Source organism: Vitiosangium sp. GDMCC 1.1324, from assembly GCF_003044305.1.
GTDB lineage: Bacteria > Myxococcota > Myxococcia > Myxococcales > Myxococcaceae > Archangium.
On sequence record NZ_PZOX01000006.1, the window covers coordinates 55,582 to 69,042 of the forward strand.

Annotated in this window: 8 protein-coding genes; 3 read left to right on the forward strand and 5 right to left on the reverse strand. The window is 69.6% G+C overall.

Going from position 1 to position 13,461, the window contains the following annotated elements; genetic code table 11:
- Window positions 1-21: 21 nt before the first annotated feature.
- The 4 genes from DAT35_RS19150 to DAT35_RS19165 all read right to left on the reverse strand — a co-directional run bounded on the left by DAT35_RS19150 (window position 22) and on the right by DAT35_RS19165 (window position 6,824).
- Window positions 22-1,713 (reverse strand): VWA domain-containing protein, encoded by a 1,692-nt coding sequence (locus tag DAT35_RS19150; RefSeq protein WP_108068889.1) that lies wholly within the window; start codon window positions 1,711-1,713, stop codon window positions 22-24.
- Between the two features lie 50 nt (window positions 1,714-1,763).
- On the reverse strand, window positions 1,764-3,722 hold the full coding sequence (locus DAT35_RS19155) for a vWA domain-containing protein (protein ID WP_108068508.1): 1,959 nt from the start codon (window positions 3,720-3,722) through the stop codon (window positions 1,764-1,766).
- Between the two features lie 30 nt (window positions 3,723-3,752).
- Window positions 3,753-5,063, reverse strand: coding sequence for a thrombospondin type 3 repeat-containing protein (locus tag DAT35_RS19160; protein ID WP_108068509.1), 1,311 nt, complete (start codon window positions 5,061-5,063; stop codon window positions 3,753-3,755).
- A gap of 165 nt (window positions 5,064-5,228) precedes the next feature.
- Window positions 5,229-6,824 carry a thrombospondin type 3 repeat-containing protein gene (locus tag DAT35_RS19165; RefSeq protein WP_108068510.1) on the reverse strand — a complete coding sequence of 532 codons (1,596 nt, stop codon included), beginning with the start codon at window positions 6,822-6,824 and terminating at the stop codon, window positions 5,229-5,231.
- 268 nt (window positions 6,825-7,092) lie between these two features.
- On the opposite strand from DAT35_RS19165, the gene DAT35_RS19170 reads away from it, so the two are divergent.
- A complete protein-coding gene (locus DAT35_RS19170; protein ID WP_108068511.1) occupies window positions 7,093-8,337 on the forward strand; it encodes an AAA family ATPase in 1,245 nt (414 codons plus the stop codon).
- A 24-nt stretch (window positions 8,338-8,361) separates the two neighbouring features.
- Here DAT35_RS19170 and DAT35_RS19175 read toward each other — a convergent pair whose 3' ends face one another.
- On the reverse strand, window positions 8,362-10,623 hold the full coding sequence (locus tag DAT35_RS19175; protein WP_369945888.1) for an MtsA protein: 2,262 nt from the start codon (window positions 10,621-10,623) through the stop codon (window positions 8,362-8,364).
- A 117-nt stretch (window positions 10,624-10,740) separates the two neighbouring features.
- On the opposite strand from DAT35_RS19175, the gene DAT35_RS19180 reads away from it, so the two are divergent.
- On the forward strand, window positions 10,741-11,142 hold the full coding sequence (locus DAT35_RS19180; RefSeq protein ID WP_233261569.1) for a hypothetical protein: 402 nt from the start codon (window positions 10,741-10,743) through the stop codon (window positions 11,140-11,142).
- A 42-nt stretch (window positions 11,143-11,184) separates the two neighbouring features.
- On the forward strand, window positions 11,185-13,431 hold the full coding sequence (locus tag DAT35_RS19185; RefSeq protein WP_108068514.1) for an AgmX/PglI C-terminal domain-containing protein: 2,247 nt from the start codon (window positions 11,185-11,187) through the stop codon (window positions 13,429-13,431).
- Window positions 13,432-13,461 lie beyond the last annotated feature (30 nt).

Consider the following 13,461-nt stretch of genomic DNA (forward strand, 5'->3'; position numbering starts at 1 on the left):
CGATCAGTGATGACGCCCTGCTCAGGGCGTGATGGGAACGGGACGGGTGGGGCAGCCGTCGATGAAGTCCTCGGAGCTGACGTGGATGACGCCGTCCACGGGAGACTTGATGCCGCCCAGCGGGTAGCGCGCGCTCCGGACACGGAAGTGGCGTATCAGCGTGCGCGCGGTGGGGTCATCCGCGGGCACCATGGCAGCCGAGAGATAGATGTCGTTGTAGCCCGCGCCAGCCACCACCGTGCCGGCATCGTCCGTGTCGCCCTGGGTGGGGGCCAGCAGCACGTTGTCCACGCGAAAGTCGTAGCACTGGCGGCCCAGCTCGTCCGGCGGCCCCGCCGCCTTCAGCGCGTAGCGGTAGCCGTCCGTGGACAGGTTCGCGGTGTCCACCTCCACCGGGCGCGTGTGCATGCGCAGCTCGGAGCGGCTGACCACCCCGTCGTTGTCCGGGTCTTGATCCAGGTCGATGCTCGCGCCCTGCGTGCCCCCGAGCCACTCCACCCCATCCGGAATGCCATCGCGGTCGCTGTCCACGCGCTCGGAGTTGGTGCCAATGAACTGCTCGTCGCAATCCAGCACCCCGTCGCAGTCCGAGTCCACGCCGCGCAGCGCCAGCGGGCAGCCGGGATCCAACCCACCGCCGTCCGGCCGCGCGTAGCCGATGGGGTTGAAGTCCACGCCCAGGTCCTTGTAGTGGACCTCGACTCCATCGCTGAAGCCGTCCCCGTCGGTGTCCGCCTTCGCCGGGTCGGTGCCTACCTCGGCCTCGCGTGCGTCGGTGAGACCGTCGCCGTCCGTGTCCGCCTCACCCAGGGGGCTGCCCGGGGGCGCGGAGAAGTTGGAGGCCACCAGTTCCTTGAGCACAAAGGCGCGCCGCACCTGGCCGAAGCGGAAGTCCAGGAAGTTGATGGGCTCGTCGTTGCGGAAGTCGCGGAAGTTGCCGCCCCCCAGCTCCGCCATCTTCGACAGACGCTCCGCGTTCTGGTTGATGAGGAGCATGGGGCAGCCTCCATCGCCCTCCAGGTCGCATGACGTGCTCACCGGCTGTATGGGCAGGAAGACGTGCACCGTGTTGACGCGCACCTCCTCCACCAGGTCCCGCAGCTGGCGGATGCGCACCACGGCATCTCCCTGCAGCAGCTCGTCGTCCTGGTCGGTGGTGGGCTTGCCGTCGGAGAGGAAGATGACGGAGTAGCGCGCCTGGGCCTGGGCCTCCGCGCCACCGGGCTTGAGCCGGCTCTGGGAGATGTCCCGATTGATGAGCGCGTAGATGTCCGCGAGCGGCTTCACGAAGTCGGTGGCGTCGCGGTTGGGCGAGGTGTCCGGGTTGCGGTAGGTGAGCAGGCGCTCGATGAGGTTGAGGCGCTTGTTGCTGTCCAGCTGGGACACCCGGACGAACCCATCCACCGCGTCCGGCGGCGTGCCCGACTGGGTGAGGTAGGCCGTGGTGCTGCCGGCGAACACCATTACCGCCAGCTCCACCTCGTCGTCATTGGGCAGGCTGTCGATGAGCTGCACCAGCGCGGTGGCCCGCGTGCCGTCCGGATCGCTCACGTTCATGGACTGGCTGGCGTCCAAGGCGACGACGATCTTGATGGGCCGCACCACCTGGTTGCTGCCCAGGGTGCACACCTGTCCCTCGAGCGAGACAGCACGGTCCACCGGCACCTCCTGATCCCTCCGTCCGTCGTAGAGGTAGGAGTCCGTGCACGCCATCACCGCCACCAGGGTGCCCAGTCCCAACGCTACCGCCACTGCCGCGCGATTCACGGGTGCACTCCCACGCAGCGGCTGCGGTACTCACTGTCCTCGTTGAGCTGGTCGGGTCTCACGAAGTTGCCATCCTCCAGCGTCAGCTCGGGACCGAGCGGCACGCGCACGCTCGGCGGAGCATACTGGGCCCAGGCGCACGCCGTCTGCCACACGCCATAGTCGGTGGCCACGCCGCTCTCGGGAGCCTCGGCGAACCACACCTTGAAGAGGTTGTAGCCCTGCGGCATGCCCGCGCGCGACGGCGGTGAGACGAGCTGCAGGTTGGACACGGTGAAGTCGTAGCAGACGCTGCCATTCCCCTGCACCTCGGCCTTCACCTCGTACTGGTAGCCGAAGCGCTCGTAGAAGGCCGTGTCCCTCCGGGTGGGGTTGCTCTCCGCCTTCAGTTCCTGCTCATCGGGAATCCCGTCCCCGTCCGTGTCGATGCCCGACACGTTGGGGGTGAGTGGATCCAACCCGTAGCGGGCCTCCAGCTTGTCCGGCATGCCATCCCCGTCGCTGTCCACGATGCCCGAGTGCGTGTGCAGGTAGTCCTCGGCGTACTGCGACAGCCCATCTCCGTCCGTGTCCGCGCAGCGACAGCCAAGCGTCAGGGGGGACAGCGGATCACACCCGCGCGTGTCCTTGGAGTTGGCCGCCACGAAGCCCTGGTCGGAGTGCAGGGACTCGAAGCCATCACTGAAGCAGTCCCCATCACTGTCCTCCGTGTAGGCGTTGGTGCCCAGCGAGAAGCTGTTGTCCAGCGTGTCCGGCACGCCATCCCCGTCGCTGTCCACCACGCGCGCCTGGTCTCCCGGCACCGAGGTGAGCGACTGCACCATCAACGTCTTCATCACGTTGCGCGAGGCGAACGACGAGTAGTCCAGCGCGCCCAGGCCGATCTCGGAGATCTCCGTGAAGTTGTTGAACTCCTGGTACACGCCGCCGCCCAGCTCCGCGAAGCGCTTGAGCAACCACGAGGAGATCTTCTTCGCCTCCTTCGGGTACTGCGCCGGCGACACGCCCGGGTAGGTGCCGTAGAGGTCCTGGCAGATGGGGCCGCAGGCGCGCACCGCCTCCTCGTTGAAGAGGAGCACCGAGTGCATCCGGATGTCGCCCACGTTGTGCTGCTGCTTGAGGTCCATCAGCTGCCGCACGTAGCTGAAGAGCTGATAGTTCTGGTTGCGGTCCGTGCCCGCGATGTAGCCGGTGATGGCGTCCGGATCCTCCGGGTCCATCAGGTTGCAGAACTCGACCGCGCTGGAGGAGTCCGCCCACGTCAGGTCCGGCTGGTCCGGCGAGGCGTACTGGGTGAGGCTGTCATTGGCCGAGCAGCGCGGATACGGCGTGCCGTCCGTGAGGAAGACGACGACGTAGCGGGTGCGCGGCAGCTCGGCCGGGCGCGACTTGGCCACGTCGGTGATGTCGGCGGAGATGATCTTGTACGCCTCGGCGAGCGCGCCCTGGTAGTCGGTGCCCTTGCCCAGCTGGCTCTGCAACCCGCCAATGTACGTGTCGATGCCGGAGGCCGCGGTGGGCCGGGCGAAGCGGTTGCCCGAGCTACCGGGCCACGGGTTGCGGATGTTCGTCTCGAAGGGGACGATGGAGACCTGCACGTTGGGCTGGGCACGGAACTGCTTCACCAGCCGGCGCAGAGCGCGCACGCGCGCGGGCTCGGTGACGCCCGGCGGGACGATCGCCTGAATCTCGGCGCGCTCGCAGAAGCCCGAGCCCTCCTGTGAGCCCGGCGGGTCCGACACGCACATGCTGCCGGACTGGTCGATGATCATCACCACCTTCACCGGGAAGCCCGCCGCGTCCGGCGTGTTGGTGCACACGCGGCCCTTGAGTGTGAGCCGGTCATCCAGGTTCGTCTTCTCCTGGGCGAGTGGCTCGACGAGCGAATCGGTGCAGCCCGTCAGGAAGGCCAGGAGGCCCGCCACGAAGAGCGTCTGGAGTTTCAAGCGGCGCATTCGGTGCGGACCTCCCTGGGACAGCGGGTATCAGGAGCGCCGGCGGCGGCGCAGCAGCGTGGCGAGGGCGGCGAGCGCGAGCCCCCCACCGGTCGCGGGGAACGCGGAGCAGTTCCAGCCGCTGACGCTCTCGTTGGCCACCTTGAGGGCCAGCTCCGAAGTGGACTCACGGCGGCCGGGGAAGGCCCGGTCATCGAAGGCCAGCTTCGCCTGGAGTTGGAGGACGTACTCGCCATCCTCGTCCGCGGTGAAGGTGGGCTTGCTGCCGTCGACATAGGCGTACTCCCAGTGGCGGCTCATCGTCACCGCGCCCTGGGGGTTCTCCACCACGGCCTTGGAGCCAGAGGGACGCTTCGTGACGGTCCAAGTGTACTCGATGGCCGCGCCGTTGCGGTTGGCGAACAGGGGCAGGCGCGCCTTCTCGCCCTTCTTCAGCGCCAGCGAGCCACCGCCATGAACGGTGAAGGGGAGCTTCGGATCCAGGCAGTTCTCGGGGTCCGCCGGGTCGATGATGACGCAGTAACGGGCATCGCACGCATCGCCCACGTGGTCGCCATCGTCATCCGCCTGGTCCGCGTTGGCGTTCAGGGGGCAGTTGTCGGCCTCGTTGAGGACGCTGTCGCCGTCCTTGTCCGGGTCGCACGGATCACCCACGCCATCCCCGTCCGTGTCGTGCTGGTCGCTGCTGGCCAGGCTGGGGCAGTTGTCGAAGGAGTCCAGGACGTTGTCCCCGTCCCGGTCCACGTTGCACTGGCTGCGGTCAGCCGGCTCGACCTGGTCCGCGTTGGCCACGCGCGGGCAGTTGTCGTCGCCGTCCAGCACGCCGTCGCCATCATCATCCGTGTCGCAGACGTCGCCCTTCTTGTCCCCGTCCAGGTCCTCCTGGCCCTTGTTGGGCACCAGCGGGCAGTTGTCGGCGTCGTTGGCAATCCCGTCGTTGTCCTTGTCCGGGTCGCAGTCGTCGCCGAGCAGGTCGCCATCCGCGTTGCTCTGCTGGAGGTTGGCGAGCGAGGCGCAGTTGTCGCAGGCGTTGCCCACGCCGTCGCCGTCGTCGTCCTCCTGGGAGCGGTTGGAGACGAAGGGGCAGTTGTCGCGGTCGTCCGACTTGCCGTCGCCGTCCCCATCATCCGTGTAGGCCAGCGTCTTGCCGTCGTCCGTGTAGGCCACCCACACCGAGCAGCCACAACCACAACCGCAGCCGCCGCCCTCCTCCTTCGGACGACCGCACTGACTCCCCAAGCACTCCGGGTTGTCAGCACCGTTGGTCTGGGCCGGCGCTTGCGTCGGCATCAGGAACAGCACCCCGAGAACCAGGGCAGGAACAATGCGCGAGTGTTTCATGGTGACTCCTTTCAGCGCCGGACAGCTAGCAAGAGCCGATCCGCTGGCCAGGTTTCGGGAAGGGCTGGAAATTCGCGGGTTTGGATGAGGGGCTGGAGACGATGGACAACGAATGGGGGGAACACCCCCCATTGGCCCTGGGGGGCGGGCCCCACACCTGGGGGCTCAGGTCCCCAGGATGAACTCCTCGGGAGTGAAGGAGCGGGTGCCGGCGGGGACGCGGCCCTCCTGCTCGGTGTAGCGCAGGGACTCGATGCGCAGCGCGCCGATGCCCGAGCCGCGCGGGTCATTGTCCCGGCCCACCTGCATATAGAGGTAGATGTCGTTGGTGCCCGCGGGGATGCGGCGGCCGGGGATGATGGGGTTGGGGCGCTCGAGCGTCGGCACGAGGGTGATGTTCTCCGCGCGCACCGCGTAGCAGGCCCGGCCGTCCTCGGAGGGAGCCGCCTCGGTGATGGAGTAGCCATAGCCGCGCTCGGTCTGGAAGGCGGTGTCGGCGCTGAGCGGGTCGGTGTGGGCCTCGGCCTCGTTGATGTTGGGGATGCCGTCGCGGTCGCTGTCCAGCAGGTCCTCGGGGACGAGCGGGTTGGTGTGGGTCAGCGCCTCGACGAGGTCCGGCAGGCCATCACCATCCGTGTCACCCACGCACGGGTCGGTGCCCAGCACGCGCTCCTCGCAGGTGTTGAGCCGGTCCCCGTCCTCGTCCAGCGCCGAGTTGCACCCGGGGATGATGTCCACGTGCCCCGGCGTTGGATCCAACCCCATGCGCAGCTCGATGCCGTCCATGAGCCCGTCCTGGTCGCTGTCCGGGTTGGTGGGGTCCAGACCGCGCGCCAGCTCGTCGGAGTCCGCCACGCCGTCCCCATCGCTGTCCGGGAAGAACTGGCCGGCGCGCACCACCACGTTGCGGTTGAAGGCGAGGAAGCGCTTCATCTTCAGGTTGCTCTGCAACGACGCGTAGTTGATGCCGCCGAGCGCGGTGCTCAGGTTGACGAAGTCCGTCGTCACGGGCTCGGTGCCACCGGCGTTGGCGATGGCGGCCACCTGGGCCGCGGTGGTGGCATCGGCCGTGTTGCGCACGTAGACGGGCTGCACGGACACCTCGCCGGCGCCGAACTTCTCGACGAGCGCCTTGAGCTCCCCGGTGACGGCCGCCAGCTCGCAGCGGCTGCAGGCGGTGGTGTCCGTCAGCTTGCTGCAGCGCGAGTCGATGCCCGCGTTGAAAGCCGGGTTCTCGCAGCTCAGGTCCGCGCTCGTCACCAGCAACACGACGAGGTAGCGGGTACGGGCCACCTCGCCCGGGCAGCCCGTCTGCATGTCGCCGGAGAGGATGCTCTTGGCCAGCTTCAGCGCCGAGCGCATGCTGGTGGGCCCCGTCTCCTGGTAGGTGGCGTAGCGCGGGATGGAGGACTGCAGGGCGGTGGCGCCGTCGAAACGGCCCAGCAGGCCCGTGGCCACGGTGTGGAAGGCCACCAGGCTGAACTTGATGTAGGGCACCGAGAAGCGGCTGGAGAGCGAGCCGAGCGCCTCGGTGACGGAGCCCGTCATGTCCGAGGGCAGGCCCGCCCCACCCTGCACGGCGAAGAGGACCTTCACGGGGAAGGCCTCGCCGCCCGCGAGCGGCACGCAGGCATTGCCACTGAAGTCCGCCCGGTCCCTGCCACTCGGACCACGGCCATCGAGCGAGTAGAGACCCGCGTCGGAGCACGACAGCAACAGCACCGGCAGCAGGAGACACGCAATCCGCGGGAGGGCACTCATTCACCGGGATTGTAGACCCCAGCCCGCGCGGCGAGCGCAAGTCTCAATATCCCGTCAATTCCAGGATGCGGAAATGTGCCACGAGGCTGAACGACGGCGCTCGGGGTCGCTGGGGGGTCGCACACGCAGTCGATGGGAACGCACAGGAGCGAACCAACTCCCTGTCCGATGGGGAGGGAGCCCGAGCGTCCGCCGCCTGGCGGATGCCCACAAGTCGGTCGGGTGAGGATATGGTGGGTGCCCTACCCCGTTTACGCCGGTCTTCCGCATGTACCTGCGCAGCCTCACACTCCAGAACCTCAAGCTCCTGCGGGATGTCGCCATCTCCTTCACCCGCTCGGATGGGGAGGTCCGCCCGTGGACCGTCTTCGTGGGGGAGAACGGGCTGTGCAAGACGGCCATCCTCCAGGCCATCGCGCTCGCCGCGAGCGGCTCCTCGCTGGGCAGCGAGCTCGCGGACGTCGCCGCCCTGCCGGATCGGCGGCAGCCCTCCACCGAGCTGATGCTGATTGGTGCCGAGTTCACCTTCGGCCAGGAGGGCCACAAGGCCCGGAGCTACCCCGGCCTGGAGCGCAAGCACTCGCTGGCGCCCTTCGTGCGCAGCTCGATCGCCGCCAAGAACACCTGGCGCGAGCTCGTGGGTAGCTCGCGCTACGTCGGAGTCGAGCACACGCAGGTCTTCGACCCCATCCGAGAGGCGCGCCGGACGCAGTTGCCGGGGTGGTTCGTCGCGGGCTACGGCACGGCGCGGTCGCTGCCCCGCCCCAATGCCATCCAGGGCGAGGGCCTCTCGGACCCCATCAAGCAACGCCTGGCGAACCTCTTCGACCAGGGCGGGCTGATTGCCACGGGCTTCGCGGACGTCTTCGAGCCGGCCCAGGCGAAGGCCTACACCCGGGTGCTCCGGCAGGTGCTCGTGCAGGGCAACCTGCTGCCGGGCGTCATCGACCTGGAGCTCCAGAGCCACGGCACCGTGCGGACCCGGCAGGACTTGCTGGAGGCCCACCGCTTCGAGCTGAACGTAGGGGGCAAGAGCCTCAAGGTCCCGGCCACATGGTTGTCCCACGGGTACCAGGGAGCCATCGCCTGGCTCGCGGACCTGATTGGCCACATCCTGCTCGAGGCGGGCAGACCGGTACCGCCCGAGAAAATGGAGGGACTCGTCCTCGTGGACGAGCTCGACCTGCACCTGCACCCGCGCTGGCAGACGTCGCTCGTGCCCGCGCTGAAGAGCGTCTTCCCGCGGCTCCAGTTCATCGCCACCACCCACTCCGCGATGCTCCTGCCCGGGCTGGACAAGGACGAGGTGCTCGTGCTGCGCCTGGACGAAGAGGGCAACGTCTACGTCGCCGAGGCACCCGCCTCGCCCTCGTGGCTGACGGGCAGTGAGATCTTCGATGCGTTCTTCGACAGGAAGGGCAAGCCCGGCACGGCTCCCCCCCGCGGCAAGCAGCCCGCGCCGGAGAAGAAGCCGCGCACCGGCAAGGCCCCGGCCCGGACGAAGCGCAAGTGAGCGCCGTCGCCGAGTAACGGCTGGCTACAACGAGAGGAGCCACGCCAGCAGATCATCCTGCTCCCCGGGCGTGAGCGCCTTCATGTCTCCGTGTGCGGGGCCAGACATCTCCACCACCGCGCGCAGGGGGAAGCGCGTGCCCACCACCAGCCGGTTGCCCTCGCGCACCTCGAAACCCGCGGTGCCACTGCCCAACATGGGCCAGACGTCCCACGCCCCCACCAGCGAGGGCGGCCCGAATCCCGGCACCAGGGACTGCTGCTCCAACCGCAGGGGCAGCGCGTTCGGCGTCCCCACCTCCAGGAAGCGCCCGCGCGTCTTCGAGTCCTGATCCAAGGTGAAGAGGGGCGCGGGGTGGCATGCGACACAACCGCCCTTCCCTTCGAAGACATCCCGTCCCCTCGAGGGGCTCCCGCGCCGCCCGTCCGGCAGTTCCACCGTCTCCAGCGGCGCACCGTGCTCGTCCCGGAAGGGGTTGGGCGGCGTGGGCAGCAAGGAGACGTAGAGGGTGAGCGCCTCCACCTCCGCGTCCGTGAGGTCCGGGTTGTGGAAGCGGTTGCGGCTGCCCACCGTACGCATCGTCTCCGCCAGGCTGAACGTGCTGGCCGGGGTGAAGTACGGCGGGGTGTCGCGGCTGCCGAGCGCCGTGGTCGAGCGGTAGATGCGCATGGGCCGCGTCTTCGCGAAGAAGACGCCCCCCGTGTGGCCCTCGAGGTGGCACGTATCACAGCTCATCGCCGTACGGCCCAGGTCCGCGAAATAGAGCACCTGCCCCTGCCGCCGCTTCTCCTGCGTGCGCATCTCCGTCACCGGCCACTGCCGCATCACCCTCGCGCGGCCAGCGCGGGCCTCGGATACGTCCACCACCGCCACCGTCCCGGTGTGCCGGTTCAACACGTAGAGGGTGCGCCCATCCGGCGCCAGCGCGAGCGACCTCGGACCCGCGTGGAGCTCCACTCCGGCCCGGCCCGCCGTCCCGAAGTCCGCCCCAGGCCGAACCAGCGGTGTGCCCTCCGGCAGGGGCATGGGCAGCACCTGCAACACCTTCAGCTGACGCGCGTCCAGCACCCGCACCAGGCCCAGCCCCACGTCCGCCGCGTACAGCAGCCCCGCCTCGTCATCGAGCGCCAGCCCCTCGGTGATGCCCGCGCCGAAGCCCCGGTGCCGCACCACCTCGCCACGCTCCGGGTCCAGCTCGGCCACCCCGCCGTTGGGACTCACCTCCATGCGCTCGGCGTTGGGCCCCACGTTGGGTCCCACGCTCGCCAGGAAGAGGCGCCCCAGCTTCTCCGAGGCCACCAGTCCCCGAGCGGCCGTGCCTCCCATCACCTGCGCGGAGTAGCGCTCCGTGCCGCCTCCAATGATGGGCACGCCGGGCCGGGGCACCAGCGTCGTCCCGGGTGCGCCATCCTCCTGCCGCAGCAGCTCCACCTGTCCCGTCTGCAGGCTTCCCACGGCGAGCTGCCCCTTCCAGCGCGCCAGCTGCCGTGGATTCGGATCCACCTTCGCCGTCCATACCGCGTGCCCGTCTTCCAGCGAGAGAGCGTGCACCGTGTCCCGCACATGCTCGGCCACGAAGGCCACGCCGCGCGCTCCATCCACCACGAGCCCCAGGGCCCCGGCTGGCGCGGGCAACACCTTCGGCGCGCTCCCGGGCGCATCCAGCGCATACAGGTGCAGCGCCCCGGCCCAACGGTGGGCCACCGCCAACCACGGGCGGCCGCCCGCGTCCACGTAGGTGGCGAGCGCGCTCGGCCCATCCCCCATCACCCGCGGCTCCACGTGCCCACTGGAGACATCCAGCGAGAACACCGTGTCCGTGGGCGGCGAGGCGATGAACAGCGTGCGCCCATCCGGAGAGAGCACCATCGCCGTCAGGTCCGGGAAGGCCGAGTCATTCACCACGGTGAGGCGCGCCTCGCCCTCGGGTGCCATGTCCGGAGGCCCGGCCAGCCGCACCGTCACCACGGCCTGCACCTGATCCGCCGCGCTCCCAACGCCCGCGGGCAGCTTGGCGTAAGCGTGCCGCGCGTCCACCACCGTGAGCGGCAGTTCGAGCGACAGCGGCGGCCCCAGCACCAGCCGCAACCCTGGCGCCAGCCCCTCCCCCTGAATGGCGAGTGGCTGCGCGGTTTGGTTGCTCGTCAAACGAGGCCCCACCGACTCGAGCCGCGGGTGAGGCACGGGCCCAGGCCCTGCGCCGTGGCGCCACAACACCACACCCGTGGCGGCCAGGAGCACGAAGCAAGCGGCAATTGCCGCGATGATTTGAATCGAACGTGTCACGAGAACCCCGCCCGGGAAGCAGGACTCCAACTTTTTCAGCCTAACCACAAGTTACGGTCTACGCGTTGACAGATTGGTACACGCATCGCTTAACCTGCCACTCTGATGCGGCGCTTCATGCTCTCCTTGGCGATTTCGGCCCTTCTCGGCCTCCTCCCCACTCCCGTGGACTCCGACGCATGGGCCCAGGGCCGTACACGCTCGGCGAAGGCCAATGCTGCCGCCAAGGGCAAGAACCGCAAGACCCCGTCCCGGACCGAGTCGCCGAAGCAGGTGGAGCCGGCCTCGGCCCGGGTGAACGACCCCGTCTCTGGCGACCCCGCCCAGGCCGCCTCGGGAGCCCCGCCCACGCGAGGCCCCGCCCGCATCGACTTCGATGACCGGCTCATCCAGGGCCAGACCAACAAGTCCGGGGCCGTCTACCTCTACGATCGCAAGGAGTTGAAGACGCGGTCGATGATCCGCGAGCGGGAGAACTTCCGCTCGGAAATCGTGTCCACCGTCTACGACCAGCCGTAGAAACCCGGCCAGGGAAGTCCACCACGCCAGGGAGGATTAGCGTTGAGCGGTCAGCAGACGGTTCTCCAGGTCGTCATCCTTCGCGACGGACTCCTCGTGGGCACCGAGGTGTTCACGCCGGGCTCGTACGCGCTCGGCTCGGACCCCTCCTCGGACCTGCGGCTGGACGACGCCACCGTCGCTCCCCGCCACGCCGTCCTCTATTTCCAGAACGGACGCGCGGCCATCCAGGATGCGGGCTCGCCCCAGGGTGTCTACGTCAACGGCCACCGTGTCTCAGCGTGTGAGATCCGCTCGACGGATGAGGTGCTCTGCGGCCCCTTCGTCCTGAAGACTCGGGTGCTCTCGCAGCGGCCACGAGACAACCGGGCACAGCCGCCTCCTGAGGTGGCCGCCCTGCTCGGGAACGCGCCTCCCCCGGCCCCGGCGCCCATGGCCGCCCCGGTGCCCCCGGCCCCCGTTCCGCAACAGCTCGCCGCCACCCAGCCCATCGCGAGACCCTCGGGTCCGGTGAGGCCCGTGGCACCCGCGCCGCCTCCGCCCGCGGCCACCGTGCCCATCTCGCGGGGACCCGCCGCCGTCCAGGGAGCCGCTCCCGCGGACGTCATGCCCCTGCGCCCCGCTCCGGCGCAGACGCCTCCGGGCGCCACCGCCGTCTATGGTGGGCCCGGAGCCTCGGCCGTGCCAGCGCGCGCCGTTGCGCCGCCCGCCGTTGCGCCGCCCGAGTCGGACCCCGTTCCCGTGGGCACCATGCCCTCGGCACGGCGCCGCCCGCCCCAGCCCGTCCAGGCCACGGGTCCCTCGCTCGTGCTCGCGGATGAGCTGCTCGAGGACGTGCCGTTGGACCCGGTGCCCACGCAGGCGCCCGCCACCGACGCGCCCCAGAAGCAGGAGAGCGCAGCGCTCGACCGGCCCACGCACGCACCGGGCCTGGACGCGGGCCGGGGTGGCCCCGCGCATCTCTACCTGGAGCTCTACTGGGGCGCCGTGCGTCGCGATGCGCGCCGCTTCGCTCCGGGGAAGAAGCCCATCCAAGCCTCCGCGGACGAGCGCGCCCCCATGCCGCTGTGGGGCTTCCAGCTCCCGGAGGAAGGTTTCACGCTGGCCGAGTCCGCCAGCGACGCCTTCCGCCTCTACGTCCCCAAGGGGTCGAAGGTGGAGCGCAGCGGCCCGGGTGGCCGCTTCACGGCGGTGGCGGCCAACACCCTCGAGGCCGAGGGCGAGCGCCGCTTCGTCACCCTGCGCCAGGGCACCGCGGCACGCCTGTCCCAGGGGCAGATGTCGCTGGTGGCCTATGCGGCACCGCTGCCCGAGAAGGTCCGCATCAACCCGCTCAAGGGACTGCCCTGGCTGGCCATCGGCAGCTTCCTCTTCCTCACCGCGGCCCTGGGCGGCTTCATCGCCTTCATGCCCAAGGCCCCCGAGGGCGCGGACTTCACCCAGAAGAGCCTCCCGCCCGTCGCCCTGCGCCTGCTGGCGCCCGAGCCGAAGAAGAAGGAAGAGGCCAAGAAGAAGCTCGAGGCCATCAAGGAGAAGACCAAGAAGCAGGTGGCCAACAAGGAGACCAAGGCGCCGACACCTCCGCAGCCTCCGCCTCCCAAGGAGGAGAAGCCGGTGCAGGTGCCCAAGGCGGTGGCCGCCGCGCCCGAGACTCGCGCGCTCAAGGCCCTGGCGAAGCTGTCGGCCGCGGGCCCGGCCACCAATGACCTGTTGGCGGCGGTGGACAAGCTGGGCAGCGGCCCGGGCAGCAAGAACGCGAAGAACTCCAACTTCAAGCTCTCGGGCCTCATCGGCAAGGCGCCCATCGCCAACGCGGGCCTGGGGACGTTCGGCCTGGGCGGTGGAGGCAAGGGCGGTGGCGCCACCCTGGGCGCGGAGATTCTGCGCGGCAAGGGCGGCGGCGGCATCGGCGCGCTGGGCGCGGGCGGCGTGGGCAAGGGCAAGGTGGGCGGCACGGTGACGAAGGCCACCGCGCGCACCATCGCCGCGCAGGGCTCCATCGACCGCGAGGGCGTGGCCAAGGTGGTCAACAGCCACCTGCAGGAGGTGTACGCCTGCTACGAGCGCGCGCTGCTCAAGGAGCCGGGCCTGGCGGGCAAGGTGGTGCTGGAGTGGACCATCGGCACCAACGGCCGCGTGGTGGCCACCAAGACGAAGTCCTCCACCCTGCGCAGCCCCTCCGTCGAGGCCTGCATCATCGGAGGCCTCAAGGGCTGGACATTCCCGCCCGCCAAGGGCGGCGCGGTCATCATCACCTATCCGTTCATCTTCAACTCGGTCGGCTACTGATGCGCTCCCTCTCGCGTCCGGCCGGCCTCC